Genomic DNA, 23,102 nt, shown 5'->3' with positions numbered 1-23,102 from the left:
CGGCGGAAGCGTGCGACGGGCTTAGGCCGGCGGCAGCGGCGGTGGCGGTGGCGGCGAGCGGAGCAGGATGTAGGCGCCGCGTCCGATGTAATACACACCGACGACGATGGCGCCGTACCAGACCGTGTGCTCCGACGCCACGGTGATGCCGACGCCGCCTGCGAGCAGCGCCACCCCGGCGATGAGGTAGCCGACGCCCGGTCGCACTCAGCCCCGCGCGCGCTGCGACACGGAGATGCCACCGAAGCAACCGAGGGCGCCGCCCAAGGCGATGAGCGCCCAGCACACGTTCATGTCGGTGAGCTTCAGGGCGAGCACACCGGCGAGGATGGTGCCGATTCCAAGGAAAATGAAGGCGGTTCCGCGCTGCATGGCTAGGCATCGATAGCAGATCCGCCGGTGGCGTGGCGCTTTTTGTTTCCGCACGGCGAGAGGCGCGCGGCCAAAAGAAGAACGGCGCCCCCTGGGGAGCGCCGTCTTGGGTCACGCTCTACGCGTGGGTTCCTGGCTCAGTCTTCGTCGCCGCCGCCGCCGCCGCCGCCGAGGGGGCCGCCGCCGAAGATGTTACCCACCTGGCGGAGTCCGTCGATGAGGCCGATGTAGCGGCGGAGGTTCGCGGCCGCCGTAGCGTTCTTCACCGTGGGGGCGCCGTTGGTGAGGACGAGCTCGACCTCGCCGAAGGCGTCGATGAAGGGCGCGTTGTACTTGGTCGGCGGGGTAGTGGAGGTGTCCGTCATCTCGACCTCCCGGACCTGGTAGGCCTGGGCGACGAGCTCGTTCGCGCGCTGGAGGACGCGCGAGGCGATGCCGGTCTCGACCTGACGGCCCTGGATGAGCTCGTTGCCGAAGCGGTTCGCGTCGTAGCGGAAGCCGGTCACCGGATCGGTGAACGAGAGCCGCTTGTTGTCGGGGATCCTCGCGCCGCTGTCGCGCTCCTGGCGAATGCGGAGCTTCTGGGCCAGCACCATGTCGGTGCTGAACCGGGAGAACAGCATCGAGTAGATGCTCATCGAGATGGCGTTCGAGTAGCCCGTGTTCGGGAAGATGACGCTGGAGCCAGCCGGGCGGGTGAGCTTCGACGGGTCCCTGTCGAGCAGGCTGAAGGTCTTCAGCGTCTGCTTGTCGGAGAGCATCGACGGGGCGATGGTCTCCCAGTCCTGCGCGAGGATGCCGCCGAGGAGGCGATCCATCGCGTGGGGGTTGTCGGTGCGGAAGCTGATGTACGGGTCGCGACCGTCGAGCGCGTTCTCGCGCGAGATGGTCGAGAGCGTCGGGCGGGAGTCGACCATCTCGCGGAGCGCGTAGATCTTCTCGTCGTCGAAGCCGACGTGCTCGGGGAAGTGGAAGTAGTCCCAGCTGCCGCCGAGCTCGTTGTTGAAGTCGACCTGGATGTAGCGACCGTCGACGATCCCCACGGCGCCGACCTGGTTCAGGGCCTTCTCGTCCTCGGTGATGTCGAAGATCTTGAGGGCCTTGTAGCGGGTGGGCGTGCGGAGCGTCGTGTCGGCGCCCGTGCCGTACATGCCGGGCTCCGGCATGAGGATGACGCGCTGTAGGAAGTTGAACATCTCCTGCGACGCGTACGCGGCCGGCTGATCCTGGTCGGGGTTCTCCGCGTCCGCGGCGGACGCGCGGCCGAGGTCGGTCGTCGTGTTCCAGTGGTAGGCGCGGAGGCGCGAGAAGGTGCTGTTCGTGACGGATCCGGCGACGGACCACCACGCGAACTCCTTGTTCAGACGGCGGAAGTACTGCCACGGGTACGTGAGGTCGAAGCGACGGGTCACGTTCACGGTGGTCTCGTAGATGTCGGCACCCGAGTCGAACAGCTTGGCGTGGATGTACCCGCCGCGGCTGTAGTCCTCACCGTAGCGGTAGTGCCAGCGGACGAGCTTCGTGCCGTTCTCGTCGGTGCCGGCCCAGCGAACGCCGGCGACGCCGATCGGGGTGTTCACGCCCTTGCTGTCCGTGAACTCGATGCCCGAGGACTTCATGTCCTCGTAGGCGAGGTGGTTCTTCGGCGACGGCGAGCAGACCTTGCCGTGGACGATGCGCCACTTGGCCGTCGCGATCTCCGCGTCAGTGGCGGGGCGGCAGTCGCGGTCGGGGTCGAACACCTTCGCGAGCACGCCCTGCTTCGTGTAGTGCACGCCGTAGCCGGAGGTGGGGTCGAAGACGAGGTTGCTCGGGATGCCCTGCGACAGCGTCTTCACCGCGAAGTACTGCTGCTTCTCGGGCTCGATCTCGCGCTCGTCCATGGTCTCGAGGACGCGGCCGTAGACGGTCTTCATGAAGTGAAGATCGTACGTGCCCGCGCCGACCGTCTCGCCGAAGCGCTCGATCTGGTACTCCATGGTGGAGGTGTTCGCGAAGTACTCGATGCCCGGGCGCGCTTCGTCCGCGAGCCCCTGCTCGTCGTCCGTCATCGGGTCGAGGTAGCGCGGACCCATGCAGGTGTCAGGCCCGCCCGTGCGGCCGGCGGCCGCGCACTTGCCGACCGACTTGCCCTCGTTCGTGCGGAGCTGCCAGTACTGCGGCGCGTAGTTCATCGAGTCCCAGGAGCTCGAGAAGTTGTGGCGCATTCCGATCGAGTGACCGATCTCGTGGAAGCCGATGCCCTTGACGGCCTCGCGCAGCAGCTCCGAGTAGATCTTGACGCCGCGCTCCTTGGGCTCCAGGCCGTCGTACTTCTTCTTGAAGTACGGGGCGAGGGCCGCCTGATAGATGCTGCCCGACGTGGCCGAGGCGGCCGAGTCGTGGAAGCACACGCCCTTGTTGCCGAGGTACGCCTGGTACTGATCGAAGAGGTCTTGCACCTGCGACGAGTCGCGCTGCGAGAAGTTCTTGATCGCCTGGTAGACGCTGGTCTGCTTGTTGGGCGAGTTCGCCACGAGCTGCCGCAGGTTCTTGTCGGCGAGGTCGGCCTGCAGCGGGTTGCCGTTGAGCTGCCCGAGCAGCCCTTCGAGGCGCTGCGTGTCCGCGGCGATGCGCGGCGAGAGGACCGAGTCCTTCGCGTGGAGCTTCGCCTTCGCCAGCGTGCGCTGGGTGGGCGACATGGCATCGAGGCCCAGCGCGTCAGCGCCGGTCGCGGCCTTGATCTGCTGGAGGTTGACGCGCTCGCGGATGGCTTGGTGCTCCGCCGGGCTCTTCCCGTGCGCCATGGCCTCGTTGACGCGACCGTTCTTCACGGTGTCCGCGTAACGGGTGGCCTGCCCGCCGACGATGAGGTCCTCCACCTTCACGTCGCCGATGGCGAGCTGAATGATGTCGCGCTGCTGCGCGGCCGCCGCGGTGGCCGAGCGACCCATGATGGTCGCCGTGGCGCCCACCATTTCACCCGTGAGCGGGTCGGCGCCGATCGACGCGACGCCGCCGTACGGGGCGCGCGAGGCGAAGGGCCAGTAGATCGTGAAGTTCTTGCGCACGTCGCCGAGGCGCGTGGCTTCGCCCACCTTGCCGCAGACCGTGGGGTCGTAAGCGCGGACGGGGTTGTGGCAGGTCGCGATGACCGGTTGGCCCTTGTCGACCGGGAGGTCCTTGGTCTTCTCGAGGCCCCAGCCGCCGAAGGCGACCATGTCCTTCTGGCCCGCGAAGAACTGCGAGTGGCATGTGTCGCGGTCGCCGTCCTTCGTGCGACGGCACTCGACCTCACGTCGGGTGGCGACCGAGCTCTTGAGGAGCTGGTCCCAGGTGATCGTCATTTCCTCGATCGCGCCCACCTGCGTTACGGTCTTGCCGTCGGCCGCGACGGTGTCGGTGAGCTCGACCGGCGTCTCCTTGTTGAGCCAGTAGCCCACGGTCTTGATCTGGCGATCGCGGACCGGCAAGGTGCACTTGCCAATGTGGACGTCGCACTGCGAGCCCTTGGAGCCCTTGTAGCCCGTGCTCGTGTTGGCGCACTGGTCGGCGCTGCCGTCGGCGTCGTCGTCGACGTTGCTCGTACAGGCCTTGTCCTGGTGGCTCTTCGTCCAGATGTTGTGGAGCGAGTAGAACGCCTTGGTCTTCGCGTCCGTATAGCCGTACTGCGGGTCCCACGCGGTGATCGGCGGGGCGCCGTACTCGCGGTTGAAGGTGTTGCCGGCGTTGCCCCAGTTGCCCACGATGTCGCGCTGCGCCTTCGACTCCTCGAAGGGCTCGAAGTCCTCGTTGCCCGTGAGGCGCTCGAACGAGCTGCGGAACTTCACCTCGGTCGGCGTGCAGTCGAACGACGAGGTGCCGTTGAAGTAGCCGATGATGACGCACTCGGGGATGCCCCAGCCGGGCATCTCCTCGGATGCGAGCGTGAACTTGTTCGTGACGTCGAAGTAGGCCTCCTCGAAGTGCGGGCGGTCCTCGTCGTTTTCGTTCGTCGGCGAGTACTGGATAGGCGTGCCCTTGGCGTTGCCGCCCCACACCCAGCTCGTGTCGCCGCTCGTGCTGTCGGCCAGGTTCATGGACCAGTCGACGCGCATTTGCTGGCGCTGGTACCAGGGGCGGTCGGACGAGTTCTCGACGATGACGTTCATCTCCTCGCCGGTGGAGGAGTTGTAGTCGCGACGAACGTCGAAGTGGTTGACGATGCGGTACGCCGCGATGATCGTGCCGTTCGGCTTGCCGGGGAACTCCCACTTGCCGGGGGAGACCTCCTTGCGCGGCAGACCGCGGTTATCGGCGCCGGGCGACTCCTGGTAGGAGCGCCGCGCGAACAGCATGTTCTCGGTGATCTCCCAGCGCACGCGATCGACCGCGCTCGCGCCGCCGATGGTGCCCGAGTAGTTGTCCGTGTTCGCGGCGCTGTCGATGTTGAAGCTCTTCGTGCGGAACTCCGGGTCGTCCCGGAAGTCTTCCAGGTTCGCACCCACGAAGAACGACTTGTTCAGAACGCCCTGCTGCGTGCGGTCGATCGGATCGCGCTCGCCGGCGCAGCCGGCCAACACTCCCGAACCGAGCACGGCGCTGCCGACCAGCCCAACCAAGCCAACCCTGCCCAACCAACTCTTCCTCATCGGTCCTCCTGCACTCCACGGCTCTTAAGCAAAATTTGTGCCGCTTGATTTGTCCGGGTTTGTGAGGCTCACGCGTGGCGGAGCGCCCGGACCGATAGCTTTCTGCGGCCCTACCGGTAGCCGACGCACGCCCCGAGCGCCACCACGGACGCGTGGGGTCGGTGGAATTTCTGGGTCAGTCCACGAGCAGCACAATTTTCCCGAAGGCCGCTCCGGCTTCGAGCGCCCGGTGGGCCTCCGCCGCCGACCACAGCGGCACGGTGCGGTCCACGACGGGCCTGAGTTTTCCCTGCTGGACGAGGTTGAGCACCTCGAAGAGGTCCCGGCGGCTGCCCATCGTGGAGCCGAGCACCTCGACCTGGCGGAAGAAGATCTGGCGAAGGTCGAGCTTGGGGAAGAAGCCCGAGGTGGCGCCACAGGTGACGACGCGCCCGCCCCACGCGGCCGCGAGCACGCTCTGCTCGAACACCTCGCCCCCGACGTGCTCGATCACGACGTCTGCGCCGCGGCGCAGGGTGATCTCGCGCACGCGCTTGACGAGGTCCTCGCGGGTGGTGACGATCACGTGGTCGGCGCCAAGGGCGGTCGCCCGCGCGGCCTTCTCGGGCGCCCGCGTCGTCGCGATGACCTCGGCGCCGAGGAGCTTGCACAGCTGGATGGCGGCGCTCGACACCCCGCTGCCCGCCGCTTGGACGAGCACGGTCTGGCCCGGGCGCACGCCGCCCTTTCGGACCACCATCTGCCAGGCCGTCAAGAAACAGAGGGGGATGGCGGCGGCCTCTTCCCACGAGAGCGGCGCGCGCCCCTCAGGGTACGGAAGGAGGTTGCGATCGGGCACGACGACGTGGCGCGCGTAGCCGCCCTGCGTGCTCTCGCCGAGGATCTTGTACTCGCGGCAGAGGTTGTCCTCGCCGCCTGCGCACCGGGCGCAGGCGCCGCACGAGACGCCGGGCGCGATTACCACCTTCTGTCCAACGCGGCCGACGGCTCCCGGCCCGAGCGCCTCGACCTCGCCTGCGATGTCGGCCCCGAGCCGGTGCGGGAAGGTGTAGCGCAGGTGCGGGAGCCCCCGGCGGGTCCACAGGTCGAGGTGGTTCAGCGCCACCGCGCGCACGCGCACGCGGACCTCGCGCGGGCCGGGCTCAGGTAGCTCGATCTCCATGCGCTGCAGGACATCGGCGGCTCCGGTGGCGAGGATCGCCATCGCTTCGGTCTTCACGGCCACACCTCGCCTTTGGCGCGGAGTCGCCGTCGACCTCCCTCGGATCTCACTGTCAGGTGCATGGCGGGTACGCTACTAGGGGGCGCGTCGCGCGAAGTAAAAGAAGTCGCGCTCCGAGCGGCGCTCGACGTACGACGTGGCCGGGTGCTGGCCCTTCGTGCCGATCGACCGCGCGATGCGCGGCGCGCCGCTCGCGTTCGAATAGAGGAAGAACCGCGTGTAAGACCAGTTGATGTCGAGCTCGGCGGCGGCGCGCGCCCCCGCGGCGACCATCGTGTCCGCGAGCGCCTTGGCCGTGGTGCGGTCGCCCAGCGCGAAGAGCGCGTAGCGTCCCGCGCGGTCGACGCCGAGCGCGGTGCGTGGGATCTCGACGCCGCCGTCGGCCGCCGCGCCCCAGCGGCGGGTGTGGGTCTCGGTGGCGAGGGCGGGGTGCACCGCGCCGTGGAGGACGAGGCACGCGGGGGTCTGGCGCCAGGCGGCGAGCTCGGTCTCGCGCGGCTCGAGCTCGGCCCATGGCCCGACGACCAGGCGCCCGCCCTCGTCGAGCCCGACGGTGCACGCCTCGCCCCGGCCGGGGCGCGGGCGATCGAAGCGGTGCGGTCCCACCCGCATCGCGAAGCGCCCATGCTCGGAGCGCCAGCCCCCGTTGGCCACCGCGAGCAGCCCCGCGTGATCGGCCGCGGGCACCAGGCCCGCGCGGGCGGAGGCCGGCACGTCGGGTGCCACCGGCTCGCGGGTCCCGGCCACGAGCCGGAGCGCCACGTGCGTGAGATCGGCGGCGACGAGGCTCACCGAGACGTACGGGTTCGTCGCGCTCGGGTGGAGAGTGGTCTCGTAGAGGACAGCCTCTCCCGAGTCGGAGCGGAGGGGCCGCCACGCGCCGTCGTCGGGCTGCGCGGTGCGCGCGTGCGGCGGCGTGAGCGTCGGCGGGGGTGTCGAGGTCGAGACCGCTCCGCCCGCGTCGACGTTGGCGACCACGCCCGCGTTCGGGTCGCCACCGTCGCCCGCCCAAGCGTCGACCGCGCCAGCTTCGAGCGCGGAGCCCGCGTCGAGTGCGACGCCGGCGTCGCGCGCTGCCGTGGGGAGGCTCGCGGGCGACGTAGCGGCGATCGGCGCTTCGGGGGCGCCACAGGCCGCGCCTAGCCAGGCGACGATCGCGACGATCGTGAGGGTCGCGCGCCAGGGCCGCCGTGGCCTCACTCGCACTCCTCGCAGACCTCGACCACGAGCTTGCCGCGGGCGCGCTTCGACTCCAGGTGGGCGAACGCCGCCGCGACGTCGGCCAGCGCGTAGGTGTGGTCGATCACGGCGCGGAGCGAGCCGTCGACCAGCCAGGCCGCGAGCGTGTCCAGATCGCTCACGCGCGGTCGCACCAAGACCAAGCGCTCCTCGATGGCCGCGACCCGCGTCGCGAGATCGCGCAGGAGCAGCCGGGGCGTGGGGACCGCGCCGACCCACACCGCGCGAGGCGCGAGCCGGCCCCGCGCCTCGGCGAGCGGCAGGTTCCCGAAGGCGTCGAGCACGACGTCGAAGGGCGCTCGGGGCGGCGCCGGCAGATCGTAAGCGAGCGCCTCGTCCGCGCCGAGATCTGTGCAGAATGCACGATTCCGCGCCGAGGAGATCGTGGTGACGTGAGCGCCGAGCCGCCGCCCAACCTGGATGGCCATCGTGCCTAGGCCGCCCGACGCGCCGTTCACCAGCAGCCGCTGCCCGGGCTCGAGGCGCGCCACGTCGCGGAGCGCCTGAATCGCCGTGAGGCCCACGAGCGCCACGGCGGCGCCCTCGTCGAAGGAGACGTGGCTCGGCAGCCGCGCCAGCTCCCGCGGGTGCACGACGACCTCGTCCGCGAGGGTGCCTCGCGTGCAGCGCCACTCGTCGAGCACGCCGAAGACCCGCGCCCCTACGGGGTGCCGCCCGGTGGGGTCGTCGAGCACGAACCCGGCGAAATCGAGCCCGGGCGTCTTGGGGAACGAAGCGCCCGACAGCGCGCGAAAGCGGCCCTTGCGAAACAGCGCGTCCTTCGGGTTGAGCGCGGCGCGCACCACCCGGACCCGCGCTCGTCGGCGGCCAGCCTCGGGCCGCGGGGCGTCCTCGAGCGCGAGCCGCTCGATGCCCCCGTAGGCGTCGTACCGGACCGCTCTCATGATGGGACTAGGCCTCGAGCTCCTCGCGCCCGCGCGGAGGACCGTCGGGGGCCGTCACCGCGTGCGACAGCGCGAGGGTCTCGAGGAGCACCAGTTTGTACACGAGGTCTACGTCGTCCACGTCGACCTCGCCGTCCTCCGCGGGGCCCTCCAGCGCGGCGTCGACGTGCTCGTGAACGAAGCCGACCACCGACGGCTGCTCGATGGCCATCACGTCGTCGAGCTCGAGCGGCTCGTCGGCGTGGGTCGCGCGGAGCTCCTCCTCGAGGGCGAGCGCCGCCTCCGCCGCGCAGAGTGCCTCCGCAGAGACCTCCTCGAGGCGTCCGCGGAAGGAGCGATCGAACGCGAGCCAGACGGCGACGGTCAAAAAATACCCGAGCGCGAGCGCGGTCTCGTCGAGGGGACGCGAGAGCAGCTCGTTCGCGCGCCGGGCGATCTCGGGCTGGGTCTTCTCGAAGCGCTCGAAGCAGCGCGCCAGCTCGCGGTCGGCGGTGTCTCCCTCTTGGCTGAGCGCCCGCTCGACGCCGTCGACCACCGCGCGGCCGACGACCGCGAAGGCCGGCACGGGACGGATCGCTGCGCCACGCACCCACATGCCCAACAGGGTATCAGGCCGCGCGCACGCCGCGGCCCGCCATCGCGCACCGCCGCGTTTTTCTTCCCCTCTCCTGCCCAGGGGGCGTGGCGGCAGCGGGTGCCGGTGCCGGCCCGCGATCCAAATGCGACCCCTCCAACGCCTGTCGCCACCCCCTCGAGCCGCCGTCCGCGGCGGCCCACGCTTCGACGTTCCTCGCCAGATCGAGCACGCCGAACGGGCTCGCGCAGCGCGGGTCGGCCCCACGCCGCGCCGACGGTCGGCCAGGTGGCCGTGCCCCTTCAGGTGCAGCGTGTGGTGGTCGACGCCGCAGGCCGAGGCGTCGCGCCGCCAACCGTAGGAGCCGAATGTCCCGCGTCGCGGCTGTAGACTCGGCGAATGGGAGCACCCGACGAAGGCCCACGCGACCGCGAGCGGGCGCGCCGCTACCGAGTCGTCGGCGGGGGCGTCGCGCTCACGCTGAGCGCGACGCTCGCGTTCGGCTGCCCGCCGGCCGCCGCCCCGGATGCGGCCCACGCGCCCGATGGCGGTCGCGACGCGTCGGCGTCGCCGCCTCTCCCGCCGCCGCCTTCCGCCGTGGCCGGTGGTGGACCGTCGCCGCCCCCGTCGCCGGTCGCGTCGTTCGCGCTCGGGCACGGGCGCGGGTGCGCGGTGCGCGTCGACGGCCGCGTCGTGTGTTGGGGGGCCTCGCCGCTCCTCGGCGACCTGCGCAGGTCGCCTCCCGAAGAAGCGCAATTCGTCAAGGTCCTTGATGATGTGCTCTCGGTCTCCGGAGACGACGACCGGTGGTGCGCTCTGCGACGCGGCGGCGGAGTGGCGTGCTTCGCGGACCTCGGTCCGGCGCGGGTCCTCGCCGGGGCCTCGGAGGTCGTCGAGCTCTCCGGGCGGTGCGCGCGGCGCGCGAGCGGCGCGGTTGAGTGCATCGACGACAGCGGGGCCCTGCTCCCCGCGGAGGGCGTCGCGGCCGCGCGCGGAATCGGCGGAGGGCCCTCCTCGAGCTGCGCGATCGGCCTCGACGGCGGCCTCGCGTGCTGGGGCGCGAACGGCTTCGGCGAGCTGGGCGACGACACCGGGAAAGACAGCGCCTCCGCCGTCCCCGTCAAAGGCGTCACGCGTGTCGACGAGGTGTCCGTGGGGCGAGGCCTCGTCTGCGCGCGCGCGGGCTTCGAGGTCACCTGCTGGGGAGGGGAGGGCTCGGTGGGAAAGCCCGCGGGCCGACCCCGAAAGAAAGCGGGGCTCGGCCGCGTCACGCAGCTCGCGGTCGGCGAGTACCACGCGTGCGTCCTCCGCGCCGACGCCACGATCGCGTGCTGGGGCTCGAACCTCTCCGGCCAGCTCGGCGCGCCGTTGGACCTCCACACCGAGGGCGACTTCGACTCGACGGCCAAGCCCGTCCCCGGAGTCGGCGAGGTCGAGGAGGTGCGCGTGGGCGGGGGCGAGCCGTGCTCGGGCTGCGGCTCCACCTGCGTGCGTCGGCGAGGTCGTCCGCACGAGCTCCTGTGTTGGGGCGCGATGGCCGGCGAGGTGGGCGTGCGCAAGACCGTGTCCCTCCTCCCGCGTCCCGCGCCTACACGTTCGCCGGCGGCGGTCGATCCGCTGCGTGCGGCCGACCGCCATCGCTGAGAGGCCAGGCGCGGCCGCCGCGGCGAAGAGGACTCTCCTTCGTCCTCTCCGTTGACAGACACCCAGGCGACGGGTCGACTGACGAAATGCGAACCTTCGGGTGGGGACGAGGCACGGCGCTCGTGGGGCTCGTCGTGGGGTGCCAGGCCTGCCAGGGGAGCGCGCCGCCGAAGGCGCCCGTCCGCGAGGTGGCCGCCGACATCGCCGACATCGAGGGCAAGAACCTCTCGGCCGAAGAGGAGCTCGGGGCGCTGCTGAAGGGAAAGGCCTCGCTCGGGCGGGGCCGCGGCTCCCACCGCGTCGCCGTGCCCCCCTTCCAGCTCCACGCGCGGCCCGAGGTCATGCGCGAGCGGCAGTACCTCGGCGGCTCGGTCGCCGAGCTCTTCGCGTCTCGTCTCACGCACACCGAAGGCGTCTCCGTGCTCGAGCGCTCCGAGCTCACGAAGATCATCGAGGAGCTCCGCCGTGGCGGCGAGGTCTCGAGCGCAGGGGCGCAGAAGCTCGCCGCTACCGGCCGGCTCGTCGGCGCCGAGTACCTGGTGCTCGGCGGGCTCCACGAGCGCGACCTCACGCACTTCCACGCGGTCATCCGGCCCGTCCGCGTGGAGGACGCGGTCGTGCTGCCCACCGTGGAGTTCGATCTCGACGCGAGCGCGACCGGCGGGCCGGAGCTCGACGCGGCGGTCGCGAAGATCCTCGACAAGGTGGGCGTCGTGGGGGCCTCGCCGCCGCCTGCGAAGCCGCTCGCCCCGGCCGCCCTCGCGCTCGCGACCCGCGCCCGCGAGCTCCAGTACCAGGGCGACCTCGTGAAGGCGCAGCCGCTCTACGCGAAGGCGCTGGCGGAGCCGTCGGATCAGTACAGGTTCGAGGCCGAGTACATCCGCCTGATGCTCGACCTCGGCATGACCGAGTGGGCGCTCTCGCGGACCTCCCAGGTGCTCTCGCGCATGCCGGCCTCGGCCGCGGCCGCGTGTGATCGTGCCGCCGTGACGACCCAGCGCGCGAGGGCCATCAACATCGCCGAGGGCCCCGCGGCGCTCGGCGACGCCCGCGAGGCCGTGCGGCTCGCCGCCACGTGCGGCGATCCGGTGATCCTCGGCGGCGCGCTCGTGGTCTACGCGAGCGCCGTCGACAGCGTCCACTACCCGAGCCGCGCCGCCGCGCTCGCCCACGCCAAGCGGCTCGCCGAAGGAAAGAGCGCGTGGCTCTCCTGCTGGGTGGACGGGAACGTCGCCTTCGACAGCGACGCCCGCCTCGCCTCCGCCGGCAGCGAGCTCGATGCAGCCTACACGAAAATAGCGGAGCGCTGCGAGGCCTCCGGCAACCTCCGCGTCGCGGCGGTCCACGCCGGGAACGCCGCGTACTCGACGCCGGTGCCCTCGCGCCGGACCGAGCTGTTCGCGCGCGCAGCGAAGCTCGCGGAGCGGGTCGGTGGCAGCACGCTCGACACGCAGCTCTTCGCGGTGGCTGACGATCTTCGCGGCGCGGGCAAGCCGTCGGAGGCCGACGCGCGCCTGCTCTCGGTCGTCGAGTCACACCTCTCTTCCATCCTGCAGCTTACGGGCGCCCTGGTCGAGCCGGAGTCGCGCCTCGACGACGAGCTCTTGCGCGCCGCCAAGGTCTCGAAGCCCACGGTCGCGGCGCGCACGGTGTCGGAGGACGAGAAGCTCGTGCTCGCCGCGCACCGCAAGGGGCTCGCGGCGGGGCTCCGCAAGTGGGCCGACCGCACGCGCGGCGAGTCTCGCCAGCAGGCCGACTACTACGTGGCGATCGCCGACGTCCTCAACCCGCCGCGCGAGCCGACCCTCACAGACAAGCGGGCCGCGATCACCCAGCGCCTCGAGCGAGCCAAGCTGCCCTATGAGGCCGTGCTCGCGGCCACCGCCCCGCCGCTCCGTGGCTCTGGGGCCAACCTCCAGTCCGCCTTCTGGGCCCTCACGGAGCTCTACTGGCTCACGGTCGAGGGCTCGGAGGACAAGGCCCGCGAGGTGCTGGGCGCGGCGCGGAAGGTCGCCGAGTGGACCCAGTCCCCCGATCTCCTCCGCGAGATCGCGAAGTTCGAGGCACGGCTCTACCTGCGCGCGAAGAATCCTGGCGCGGCGAAGGAGCGCCTGCGCGCGGCGGCCGCGTTCGTGAAGGACTCGCCCGGGCAGACCGACGCGCTGCTCGACCTCGAGGTGGAGGCGGCGGCGCAGAATCCGAAGGCCATCGCCGAGCTCCGCGCGAAGCAGGTCGACTTCGCTCGGAAGGGGGCTCCCGCGCGCTACGCGTGGACCGTGTACATGGCCGAGGACGCCGCCTGGAAGGCGGGGCGCGACTTCGGCGAGGGCGTCGCTCGCCTCGTGAAGCTCTCCCAAGAACTCGACGGTCAGGGCGCCTTCGAGGCGTCCGCGACCGCGCTCGAGCGCGCCGCCCGGCTCTACGACGACGGCACGCACACGGACGGGAGCACCGAGCACGTGCGCCTCGCGCTCCGCCGTGTGACGGTGCTCGACAAGGCAGGGGACCCTCTCCGATCGCTCGACTCCCGCGTCGATCTGCTCTGGGCGATCCGCGGGATGCTCTGGCACACGTACCGCGGCAGCACGAACGAGATGATGGCGAAGAACCCTGTCGCCGCCCAGCACATGAGAGACGTGCGCGGTCGCCTCGACGCGCTGGTGGCGTCCGGTCGGCTTCGCGACGCCGCGCGGGCCGTGGGCAGGCTCCCCCCGGGGACGCCCGGCGCTCAGGAGGTGATCCGCGCCGCCCTCGGCTGGGCCGCGTCCTTCAAAGACAGCGCCGAGTTCCCCATGCTCGCGGCGCTCCTGCACCGCAGCGCGGCCAGCGAGACGAAGGACCCCGCCGAGCGCAAGCGCGAGCTCGGCCTCGCGCGCGATCTCTTCGTCGAAGCGAAGTCGACCACGGAGGCGGCGTTCGCCGAGCGCCAGCTCATGGAGCGCGCAGACAGCGAGACCGAGCTCTGGGCCCTCGCCGACGCGTGCTGGGGCCTCGCAGGCAGCTCCGCGCGCGATCGGGCCGAGTGCGTGATGGGCATTGGCGCTTACCTGATTCGAGGCGCGCGGAGCTACGCGGACAAGGAGCGCGTGCGGAGCGCGATCGCGCGCGGCCGCGAGGTGCTGCCCGAGTTCGACCCCGCCTCGGGCATCACCGAGCGGTATCGCCTTCGCACCCACATCGGGGTCTTGGCGGCCGAGGTCGGCGACGTGCCGACGTTCGACCGCATGCTCGAGGACATTCGCGACTACTACGTGCGACAGCAGCCCGACGCGTACCAGTTCGTGTCGTACCAGGCATCGTTTGCTTCCTCCGCTGCGCGGTTCGATCCGAAGCGCTCCGTCGCGCTCTGGCGAGAGTTCGACGCGGCCCACGGGGCGAGCGACTACTGGCGATCTTTCGAATACCCGGGAGTCGCCAAGACCGCGCGGCTCGCCCACGACGTGGAGGCCGAGCGCTACTTCCTCGAGGCGGGCCGGGCCGCCGCGCAGCGCGCCCCCGCGCAGGCGTACCGCTACGACCTCTACGCCGCGCGTCTGGCGACCGAGGCGAAGGACTGGCGCGCCTCGGGCGCCGCGTACAAGGCGATGGCCGCGACCGTGGAGCGCATGAGCCCGCGGTCGACGGTCGTCCACGCCCTCGCGCTGTCCGACGCCGCGGTCGCGCTCGGGCTCGCGCGCGACTGGGCGGCGGCCGACAAGCTGCTCGCTCCCCACGCGAAGGTTTGGATGAAGGCCCTCACCGACGGGGCCAGGCTGGAGGCGCCCTGCACGCGCGCGCGCGCCCTCGACCTCGCCGCGGCCGTCGACATGAAGCTCGCGCAGTGCGCCGAGGGGAAGCTGAAGCGCGAGGCGGCGGGCCGCGCGCGTGCCCTCTGCACCGCCGACTACGACGACGGCGCGTGGACCGAGGGCCCGAAGTTCGCGACCCTCCACTTCGAGAACGCGTGCGCCAAGGCGCCCGAGCTCTCCGTTCAGAACCTCTTGTCAGGAACCCCATGATCCCTCCTTTGGCTGACCCCGCTTCCGTTCGTGCTCGCGCCCGCGCGCGCCTCGCGCTTCTTCTCCTCGGACTCGGCCTCACGATCTCGTGCGGGGGTGAAGGCGGTGGAGTGGTCGTCAAGGCGCCTGCTCCCGAAGCTCCCGCGGCTCCGGGCGCGCGGTGCGCGAGCGCCCCGGTCGCAGGCACCTTCGGCGTCGTGCCGCTGCGCAACAAGACCAAGCGCGACCTCCTCCTCGACGGGAGCGACGATCTGGTGGTGGCCGCGCTCTCGGGCACAGGCTGCTTCACTCTCGTGGAGCGCGCGCAGATCTCGGCGCTGATTGGCGAGCTCAAGCTCTGCTCGGACTCGAACCCCGACAAGGTGTATTTCGACTGCAAAGGCAGCTTCGCCAAGCAGGGGAAGATTTTGGGTGTCTCGCGCTTCGTCCTTGGCGACGTCGACGCCTTCGAGCCCGACGTGAAGGGGGCCGAGCTCGCGCTCAAGATCCCGGGATTGCCCGGCATCGACGCGGGCCGCTCGTACGCCGCGCTCACGCTCAACCTGCGCGTGGTGGACGTGGAGTCGGGGCAGGTGCTCGCCGCCGAGGTCGTGCACGCGACGGTGCCCGCCGACAAGGCCGGCCTGAGCGCGTCCGCCGGGGGCCTCGACCTCTCCGTGGCCGTGAAGAACAAGACCCCGTTCGGAGAGGCGCTCGACACCGTGCTCCGCGCTGGAGTGGCGCGCCTGCAGGCGAAGCTCCGCTGAGCCGGAGCGCCGCACGAGGCTCGGGGGGGGGCAGGATGTGTCATGGGCACGCGAGGGTCGCGCTTCGGGAGCCCGGACGATACCCTCGCGCCCCATGGCTCTACCGCGCGCCCAGCTCTTCGAGTTCAACGACAGCGCCTGGGCACCGCCGGCGCTCCGCGAGTCGATCGTCGAGGCCCTGAGCCGCGCGCTCACCTGGGGGCGTATGCTCCGGGGCCTCGCCGGCCCCTTCTCGGACTTCCTCGACCGGGCGGGCGCGGACTCCGTGCTCGACCTCTGTTCGGGCGCCGGCGGCCCCGCCGCGATCCTCGCGCGCGAGCTCGCCCGGCAAGGCGCACGGGCGCCGCGGTTCTTGCTGACCGACCTGCACCCCCACCCGGACGCGTGGGCCCGCCTCGCGTCGGCGCACCCTGGCGTGGTCGAGTACGAGGCGTCGTCGGTCGACGCCACGCGCATCCCCGCGGACCTCGGCGCGGGCCGCGTCCGGGTGATCATCAACGCTCTTCACCATTTTTCCCCCGACCTCGCCGGCGCCATCCTGCGCGGCGCGTGCGAGCGCTCCCCGGGCGTGTTCGTCGCCGAGGGGTTCGAGCGCAACCCGCTGCTCTTCGCGGCGTTCGCGGTGCCAGGGCTCCTTGGGCTCTACGCGAACCCCGCGCTCGCGCCGCGCAGGAAGCTCGCGAAGGCCTGGCTCACCTGGGCGACACCGACCGCGCTGGTCGCGTCGGTCTGGGACGGCCTCGTGAGCACGCTGCGCGTCTACACGGAAGACGAGCTCCGCGTGATGGTGGCGCCGCTGGGCGACGCGTTCACGTGGACGTACGGCACCTACCCCATCGGCGCGCTCGGCCGCGGGTATTACTTCTACGGCGTCCGCGCGGCGGGCGCTCGAGCGGGAGCGGCCGACGGCGGACGCGCACCGGCCGGCTGAGCGGGCGAGCGGCGGGGGCGCGGCAGGGGCGCGTGCCGCTCTCGGAGCGCGCCGCGCAGGGATCGGCGCAAGGGTGCAAGGCACTGCACACCCTGCCGACCCGTGGAGCCGGCCTTTGCCGCATGAGCTGCGGAGTACGGATGTTGCTGAGGTGGAGTCATGGCAACAACTCCTCCGACGTTGGCGCACTCCGCCTCCACGCCGTTCGACCCGCGGGCCCCCGCGGTCCGCAGAAGTATCCTCGCCGTGGCCTCGTCTGGGGGGCACTGGATGGAGCTGCTCCGCCTGCGCCCCGCGTTCGCGGGGCATCGGGTCGTGTACGCCACCACCCAGAGAGACTGCGAGGCAGAGGTCGAGCCCGACCAGGATCGGCCGCGAGCACGAGCCGGCCTCGGGCGGAGCTCCCTCGGGCGGCGCGTGCGAAATGTCATCGGGCGAGGCGCCCCCGGGCGGGTATGCTTCGAGCATGAAGCTGCGCGCTCTCTCGGTGGTGGCAGGTGTGGCTCTCATCGTCGCCGCGTGCGGCAGCACCGAGGGGGACGGCGTCACGGTCTTCCCCACCGATCCCGACTCGGGCAGCTTCCCCGACGGCGTCGCGCCGCCCCCTGCGCCGGGCGCGTGCAGCCCCGCGTGCGTCGCCCCCGAGCGCTGCAGCTCGAAGGGCCGCTGCCTCAGCGGCGCGGCCTGCGACGACACCCTCGACTGCGAGAAGGGCAAGGTCTGCGATCCCAAGACGCTCACCTGCGTGCCCGGCGGCGGTTGTGGCTCGCAGGCGATCTCGGCCGAGCCCGTGCCCCCGAACCTGCTGGTCGTGCTCGACCGCTCGTGCTCGATGACCAACAAGGTGGGCGCGCAGACGAAGTGGGAGATCGCGGTGGACGCGCTGAAGACGCTCACCACCTCCTACAACGGCAAGATTCGCTTCGGCCTCACCATGTTCCCGGATACCGACGCCAACAGCTGTACGCAGGCCGCCGCGCTGCCGGTGCCGGTCGGGCCCACGAACGAGACCAAGATCCAGACGATGCTCACGAGCGCGCTAAAGGCCGCGGATCCCAACTTCCCCGACGGGCCCTGCGTGACCAACATCGACACCGGCATGACCCAGGCGGCTACCGACCCCGGCTTCAGCGACACCACCCGCAAGAGCTTCGCGATGCTGGTGTCCGACGGCGCGCAGGCCGGCTGCAACGCCGCCGGGGGCGATTCCGGCACGACGGCCGCGATCACCGCGCTCGCGGGGAAGGGCGTGAAGACCTTCGTCGTCGGCTTCGGCAGCGGCGTCGACGTGCCCACGCTGAACCAGTTCGCCGTCGCGGGCGGCGCGCCGCTCAGCGGGGCTACCAAGTTCTACAACGCGGGCGACAAGGCCTCGCTCGACGCGGCGCTGAAGGCGATCGCGGCGCTCACTCTCTCGTGCACGTTCAAGCTCGGCACGACCCCGCCCGATCCTACGAAGCTCTACGTGTTCGTCGACAAGACGAAGCCCGTGTCGCGCGACCCGAACAAGGCGAACGGCTGGGAGTACGATCCGGTGACCAACCAGGTCACCCTCTACGGCCAGGTGTGTACCGACCTGCAGGCGGGCACCATCAAGGCGGTCGACATCGTCTACGGGTGCCCGACGCCCGCCTGAGCGAGCTCGAGCACCCTGGCGTGTCAGCGGCGCCGGCGGCGGCCCGCGACCGCCACGGCGAGGCCGAGCAGCGTGAGGCCCGCGCCGCCCGCGCCGACGGTGTGCGCGCCGGGCGCGTGGACCGCGCAGTTCGACGAGCTGCTCACCGGGCCCGAGGTGCCGGCATCCGCGCCGGGGGCGGGCGACGCGCAAGCGAGGAGGGTCGTGCCCGCCTCGGTCGTGCATCGGAGCGCCTGGCACTCGCCGCTTGCGCCGCTGGCCAGCGTGCACGCTTCGCCGACGTTCTTCCCCGAGCAGGAAGACGCGGCAGCGTTCTCGTTCGTGCCACATGGAGTGGGGCGCGCCGGGGCGGAAGGGTTGGTTGGGCTCGGACCCGGGGGGATGTCCGCGCTCGCCGCGCTCGAGACGAGCAGGGAAGAGATCGCGAGGCACGAGAGCATGAGGTTGCGCATCCCTGAGTGGTATCGCCGCTTGGTCGCGGCGGGAAACCCAAAAAGAAGGCCCATCACCCGGCTCGACCCTCGTCAGGTGTCGAGCGCGCGGGAGAGGGCGCGGACGAAGGCCCAGGGCGCCTCCACGGGGATGGCGTGCCCCACGCCCGGGAAGCGCACGACGGTGGCGCCGGGCACCGACCGCGCGAGCTCGAGTTGGCCCTCGGCCGGGTACATCTCCGAGGCCTCGCCCACCATGAAGGTTACCGGAGTTCGCGTGTCGACCAAGGCGTCACGGAAGTCGTAGTCCTGCTCCAGATAAGCTCGGAGGCAGTCCATGTAGATTGGCCAGTTCGCGACCGGAAAGACGCGCCTGGCCAGCGCTTCGCGGTGGACCGCGCCGGTCGCGGTCTTCAGCCAGGCGGGGCGGAAGGCCGAGCGGAGGAATTTCGCGAACGCCCCGCGGACCCGCTCGCGGAGCCGGGCGGGGAGGGCATCGAAGGGCCGGTCACGGAGCGGATCGACCTCGCCAAGCAGCGCGCGCATCTCCGCGAACCGCGCCGGCTGCTCGGGGCCGAAGAGGCCATGGGTGTAGTGTGCATCGTTCTGGATGCGCGCGGCCTGGTCGATGTGCACGTAGCCGGCGACTCGCCGGAAGCCGCCGCGCGCCGCGAGCGCGAGCGCCGTGAGCGCCCCCATCGAGAGGCCGCCGAGCAACACGCGCTCCTCGCCGAGGTGCTCGAGGAGGTCTTCCACGTCGTCGGCGTGCCCTCCGATCACGTCGGCGTGCCCGTAGTCGACCCCATGCGACCGCCCGAAGCCGCGCAGGTCGGGCAGCACGAACCGGTACTTGTGCGCGAGGGGCGCCACGAGGGGCAGCCACATGGCCCCGTGCATGCCGAAGCCGTGCAGCATCACGACCGTGCGGCCGGGACCGCCCCGCCCTACCACGTGTACGTGCAGCGAGCGCCCGTCGCGGAGCGGGACCTTGGGCATAGGGCGAACGACCTCCACCGAGAGGAGACCCGCCTTCCCTCGCCGGCGCAAGCCCTACCGCGTCGAGCACCGTCGACGCGGCTCAGTTCGCGGGGGAGGGCACTCCCGGTCACGCGCCGCTTCCGCGCGCGCCTACGGCGTCGATGGGGGGTCGAAGTCGGACGCGTCGTGGCGCTCGCGGAGCTGGCCCTCGAGGGCCCCCCACACACGATTGACCCTCCTGCCGCGCTGGACCGCCGGGCGCAGCGCGATGAGCTCCGCCCATCGCACGACGTGGGTGTAGCTCGTCACCTGCAAGAACTCCCCAACGCCGTAGAGGAGGCCCCTCACGAGCGCGCCATACCAAGGCCACACGGCGACGTCCGCGACGGTGTACTCGTCGCCCGTGAGATACGCGGTCTCTGCGAGTCGACGGTTCAGCACGTCGAGCTGTCGCTTCACCTCCATCGCATAGCGGTCGATCGCGTATTCGATCTTCGTCGGCGCATAGGCGTAGAAGTGGCCGAGTCCGCCGCCGAGGTAGGGCGCGCTGCCCATTTGCCAGAAGAGCCACGACAGGCACTCCGCGCGCTTGCCGGGCTCCTTCGGCAGGAAGGCGCCGAACTTCTCCGCCAGATAGAGCAAGATCGCCCCGGACTCGAAGACCCGGATGGGCTCGGGACCGCTGCGGTCCATGAGCGCGGGGATCTTGGAGTTCGGGTTCACCGCCACGAAGCCGCTCCCGAACTGCGCACCGTCGTCGATCGAAATGAACCAGGCGTCGTACTCGGCGCCCCTGTGCCCGAGCGCGAGGAGCTCCTCGAGCATCACGGTCACCTTCACGCCGTTGGGCGTCGCCTGCGAATAGAGCTGCAGCGGGTGGCGTCCGACGGGCAGCTCGACGTCGGCCCGTGCCCCCGCGGTCGGGCGGTTCACGCCCGCGAACCGCCCTCCCATCTCGCGGTTCCAGGTCCAGACCTTCGAGGGCGTGTACGAGGCAGCGTCGTCCGTCATTCATGGCTCCGATCAGGGGTAGCGATCGCGTCCACCCTAGCAGCCCGTCGACCAACCACAGGGATTGCGCGCGCCCGGCGGCCGGCCGCTCCTTTCGCTCAGCTGGGCGACAGCGCCGCTTTGGCTGTCGCGAGGAAGCGCTCCCGGGCCGTGGCGTGGTCCACGATGGGGTGCGGGTAGCTCTCTCCCAGGCGGAGCCCCGCGGCCCGAAGGGAGAGGGCGGGCGCGAGCCACGGCGCGTGGATGTGCTTTGCATCCAATCGCGCGAGCTCTGGCAGCCAGCGTTTTACGTACGCGCCGTCGGGGTCGAACTTCTGTCCCTGCGTGATGGGGTTGAAGACGCGAAAATACGGCTGCGCGTCGCACCCGCACCCCGCCGACCACTGCCAGCCTGCGTTGTTCTGGATCCAGTCGCCGTCGGTCAGGTAGCGCAGGTAGTGCGCCTCGCCTCGGGTGTACGAGAGCAGGAGGTGCTTCGTGAGGAAGCTCGCGGTGATCATGCGCGCGCGGTTGTGCACGAAGCCCGTGGCCAAGAGCTCCCGCGCCGCGGCGTCCACCACCGGGTAGCCGGTGCGGCCGTCCCGCCACGCGGCCCAGGAGGCCTCGTCGTCGCGCCACGGGAAGCGGCGGAAGGCCGGCTTGAACGGCTCGGTCAGGACCTCGGGGCGCGCGTCGACCACGTGGTGGGTGAACTCGCGCCAGAGCAGCTCGTTCGTGAGCTTGTCGGCGCCCTCTTCGATGCGCGCCGGCGCCTCGGCCGAGGCGGCGGTCACCGCGTTCCACACGGTGCGCGGCGAGAGCACGCCGAACTTGAGATCCTGGGAGAGGCGGCTCGTGCCGTCGACGCCGAGGAGATCGCGGCCGCTCGCGTACGCCTCGAGCCGAGTGGCCACGAAGGCCTCGAGGCGCGCGCGGGCCGCGCGCTCGCCGCCCCGGAGGAGGCGAGGGTTCTCGGTGAGGCCGAGCTCGGCGAGCGTGGGGACCTCCCGCGTGCGCACGGCGCGGGCCGCCTCGGGCAGCGGCGGGAGCGTGCGCGGCGATGGCAGACACGGGCCTATCGCCACGTCGCGCCGAAACGCGCGCGCGAAGGGCGTGAACACCGAGAACGGTCCGCCGCCTCCCGTCCGCACCGCGCCATGCGCCGCGAGCAGCTCGCCGTCCAAGAGCTCGAGCGGCACGGTGAGGCGCGCGCGCACGCGGCGATCTCGGGCGCGCCCGAGCGGCTCGGTCCACGCCTGCGCGACCACGCGATCGACCGCGAGCTCACGCGCGAGGCGAGGCACGACCTCGTCGCTCCGGCCCTCCACCAGCAGGAGCCGCGTGCCCGCGTGGGCGAGGTTCTGCGCGAGCGACGCGAGCGACTCGAGGAGAAACTGCATGCGATGCGGCAGCTCGCGCGCGCGCTCGGGGGCGAAGAAATACGGGTCGAGCACGAAGAGGGGCACGACCTCGCCCGCCGCCGCCGCGCGGCGAAGCGGCGCGTGATCGCTCACGCGCAGGTCTTTGCCACGAAACCAGACGAGGGTGCGCATGTCGGAGCCTACGATGCCACGAGGAGGCGAGAGGGTTCAGCCGGTTTCAGCCTGGTCGAGGATGTTGGCGACGTAGCCATGCTTCGCCGGCGCGGTCCGGCTCCCCCCTCGTCGGAAGACGCGCATCACACGCGCGAAATGGGGTCCGCGCACCGGTTACGAATCTCTGGAGGAACTGGCCCGGTGGCGATCTGGGGCTTCGACGGCGCATGATGTGCGCCGCGCTGAAGCCCGTCCCGCTCGACGGACGGCGAGGTGCCGGTGCGCCGCCGTCGTGGCCATTCGCCACCAACGAACGAAAGGGGCGTGATTCGTCTGCCGCGTCCCGAAGAATGGCATAAGACTCGATCCATGCGCCCCTCGCCCAAGGCCCTCGCGGTCGCGCGGTCGCGCTCCGTCTCACGTGGGACGGTCCGAGCGGTGGTCCTCGCGATGGCGCTCGTCGCTTGCCGCGCCGACCCCGCAGGGCAAACCTCCGACGCGTCGGCGCCTTGCACGGCGATGTTCGGCCGGCCTGGCCCACAGACGGGGCTCTCCGAGGCCGAGTGCGCGCCGCGGTGCACGTGCGCGGCGACCCCGTTCGAGCAGCCCGACTACACCGAGGCCGATCTGGCCGCGCTCGAGTCGCTCACGCTGCTCGATGCGCCTGGGGAGCTCAAGGCCGATCCGTACGCCTCGCCGCCGGCCGCTACCGGATCGGCCGACGCGGTGTGCGCCGTGCTCCGCGAGCCGGCGCCCGCAAAGAGCTACCGCCTCCGCACCTACGACTCGCCCGCGGCGGCCAAGGCCGCGGGGGCGCAGATCACCCACGTCGGCGCGTGCGGGCTCTGCTCGCCGCTGCGCGATCTCGCCGTGTACATCCGTCGCCCCGACCTCACCGCGCCGGTCCGCGACTGCGGCGTGAAACACGGAAACGACAAGGCCGCGCAGCTCGCGTGCCTCGAGGCGCTCGGGTTCGACCGCCCCTGCGCGCAGGTCTGGTCGTACAACACCGACCACACCCGCGCGCGCTGCCTCGGCCCCTGCGTCGCGGCGCTCACCAAGCCCTACAACGAGCCGGACGGCGCCCTCAACGCATGCCTCCAGTGCGACGAGGACGTGAGCGGCCCCGTCTTCAAGGCGGTCGCGGGGCGCTCCCGGCGAAACACGGGCGTCGCCTCGACCATGTGCCGCCCGTGCAGCGAGGTCACGCCGCTCGTTCACCGCTACTGACGCGCCAGCGACGAACGAGGAGAGACGCGCTGCCCCTTCCCGCCGGGCTCGAAGCGCAGTA

At 71.5% G+C, this 23,102-nt stretch carries 17 protein-coding genes; 6 read left to right on the top strand and 11 right to left on the bottom strand.

Features of this window, described 5'->3' with window-relative positions:
• Nucleotides 1-21: 21 nt before the first annotated feature.
• The 7 genes from IPQ09_29525 to IPQ09_29495 form a co-directional block, all read right to left on the bottom strand.
• Nucleotides 22-207: a hypothetical protein gene (locus IPQ09_29525; GenBank protein ID MBL0198288.1), complete on the bottom strand. Its 186-nt coding sequence runs from the start codon at nt 205-207 to the stop codon at nt 22-24.
• Nucleotides 208-372, bottom strand: a complete 165-nt coding sequence (locus IPQ09_29520) for a hypothetical protein (GenBank protein ID MBL0198287.1) — start codon at nt 370-372, stop codon at nt 208-210.
• Nucleotides 373-509: 137 nt separating this feature from the next.
• Nucleotides 510-4,982, bottom strand: coding sequence for a hypothetical protein (locus IPQ09_29515; GenBank protein ID MBL0198286.1), 4,473 nt, complete (start codon nt 4,980-4,982; stop codon nt 510-512).
• Between the two features lie 175 nt (nt 4,983-5,157).
• Nucleotides 5,158-6,186 carry a zinc-binding dehydrogenase gene (locus IPQ09_29510; protein MBL0198285.1) on the bottom strand — a complete coding sequence of 343 codons (1,029 nt, stop codon included), beginning with the start codon at nt 6,184-6,186 and terminating at the stop codon, nt 5,158-5,160.
• Nucleotides 6,187-6,279: 93 nt separating this feature from the next.
• Nucleotides 6,280-7,404: a hypothetical protein gene (locus tag IPQ09_29505; GenBank protein ID MBL0198284.1), complete on the bottom strand. Its 1,125-nt coding sequence runs from the start codon at nt 7,402-7,404 to the stop codon at nt 6,280-6,282.
• Complete coding sequence (locus IPQ09_29500) at nt 7,401-8,348, bottom strand: NAD(P)-dependent alcohol dehydrogenase (GenBank protein MBL0198283.1); 948 nt, start codon at nt 8,346-8,348, stop codon at nt 7,401-7,403. Before IPQ09_29500 ends, IPQ09_29505 begins: the two co-directional genes overlap by 4 nt.
• A gap of 7 nt (nt 8,349-8,355) precedes the next feature.
• Nucleotides 8,356-8,943 (bottom strand): hypothetical protein, encoded by a 588-nt coding sequence (locus tag IPQ09_29495; GenBank protein ID MBL0198282.1) that lies wholly within the window; start codon nt 8,941-8,943, stop codon nt 8,356-8,358.
• 378 nt (nt 8,944-9,321) lie between these two features.
• Between IPQ09_29495 and IPQ09_29490 the strand changes: the two genes are divergently transcribed.
• The 5 genes from IPQ09_29490 to IPQ09_29470 all read left to right on the top strand — a co-directional run bounded on the left by IPQ09_29490 (nt 9,322) and on the right by IPQ09_29470 (nt 17,877).
• Nucleotides 9,322-10,566 (top strand): hypothetical protein, encoded by a 1,245-nt coding sequence (locus IPQ09_29490; GenBank protein MBL0198281.1) that lies wholly within the window; start codon nt 9,322-9,324, stop codon nt 10,564-10,566.
• A gap of 86 nt (nt 10,567-10,652) precedes the next feature.
• The gene (locus IPQ09_29485) at nt 10,653-14,564 is read left to right on the top strand and encodes a hypothetical protein (GenBank protein ID MBL0198280.1); all 3,912 of its coding nucleotides are present in this window, start codon (nt 10,653-10,655) and stop codon (nt 14,562-14,564) included.
• Nucleotides 14,565-14,674: 110 nt separating this feature from the next.
• Nucleotides 14,675-15,310, top strand: coding sequence for a hypothetical protein (locus tag IPQ09_29480; protein MBL0198279.1), 636 nt, complete (start codon nt 14,675-14,677; stop codon nt 15,308-15,310).
• 94 nt (nt 15,311-15,404) lie between these two features.
• Entirely contained in the window at nt 15,405-16,241 is an 837-nt protein-coding gene (locus IPQ09_29475; protein ID MBL0198278.1) for a hypothetical protein, read from the top strand.
• A 466-nt stretch (nt 16,242-16,707) separates the two neighbouring features.
• On the top strand, nt 16,708-17,877 hold the full coding sequence (locus tag IPQ09_29470) for a VWA domain-containing protein (GenBank protein ID MBL0198277.1): 1,170 nt from the start codon (nt 16,708-16,710) through the stop codon (nt 17,875-17,877).
• Nucleotides 17,878-17,900: 23 nt separating this feature from the next.
• Here the strand turns inward: IPQ09_29470 and IPQ09_29465 are convergent, their stop codons facing one another.
• The 4 genes from IPQ09_29465 to IPQ09_29450 all read right to left on the bottom strand — a co-directional run bounded on the left by IPQ09_29465 (nt 17,901) and on the right by IPQ09_29450 (nt 21,829).
• Nucleotides 17,901-18,329 carry a hypothetical protein gene (locus IPQ09_29465; protein ID MBL0198276.1) on the bottom strand — a complete coding sequence of 143 codons (429 nt, stop codon included), beginning with the start codon at nt 18,327-18,329 and terminating at the stop codon, nt 17,901-17,903.
• 72 nt (nt 18,330-18,401) lie between these two features.
• Nucleotides 18,402-19,304 (bottom strand): alpha/beta hydrolase, encoded by a 903-nt coding sequence (locus IPQ09_29460; protein ID MBL0198275.1) that lies wholly within the window; start codon nt 19,302-19,304, stop codon nt 18,402-18,404.
• Nucleotides 19,305-19,436: 132 nt separating this feature from the next.
• The gene (yghU, locus tag IPQ09_29455; protein ID MBL0198274.1) at nt 19,437-20,297 is read right to left on the bottom strand and encodes a glutathione-dependent disulfide-bond oxidoreductase; all 861 of its coding nucleotides are present in this window, start codon (nt 20,295-20,297) and stop codon (nt 19,437-19,439) included.
• Nucleotides 20,298-20,395: 98 nt separating this feature from the next.
• Complete coding sequence (locus IPQ09_29450; protein ID MBL0198273.1) at nt 20,396-21,829, bottom strand: deoxyribodipyrimidine photo-lyase; 1,434 nt, start codon at nt 21,827-21,829, stop codon at nt 20,396-20,398.
• A 351-nt stretch (nt 21,830-22,180) separates the two neighbouring features.
• Between IPQ09_29450 and IPQ09_29445 the strand changes: the two genes are divergently transcribed.
• The gene (locus IPQ09_29445; GenBank protein ID MBL0198272.1) at nt 22,181-23,041 is read left to right on the top strand and encodes a hypothetical protein; all 861 of its coding nucleotides are present in this window, start codon (nt 22,181-22,183) and stop codon (nt 23,039-23,041) included.
• The last annotated feature ends 61 nt before the right edge of the window (nt 23,042-23,102 follow it).

The organism is Myxococcales bacterium (genome assembly GCA_016720545.1).
GTDB lineage: Bacteria > Myxococcota_A > Polyangia > Polyangiales > Polyangiaceae > JAAFHV01.
This window is presented reverse-complemented; position numbering and strand designations above follow the sequence as displayed.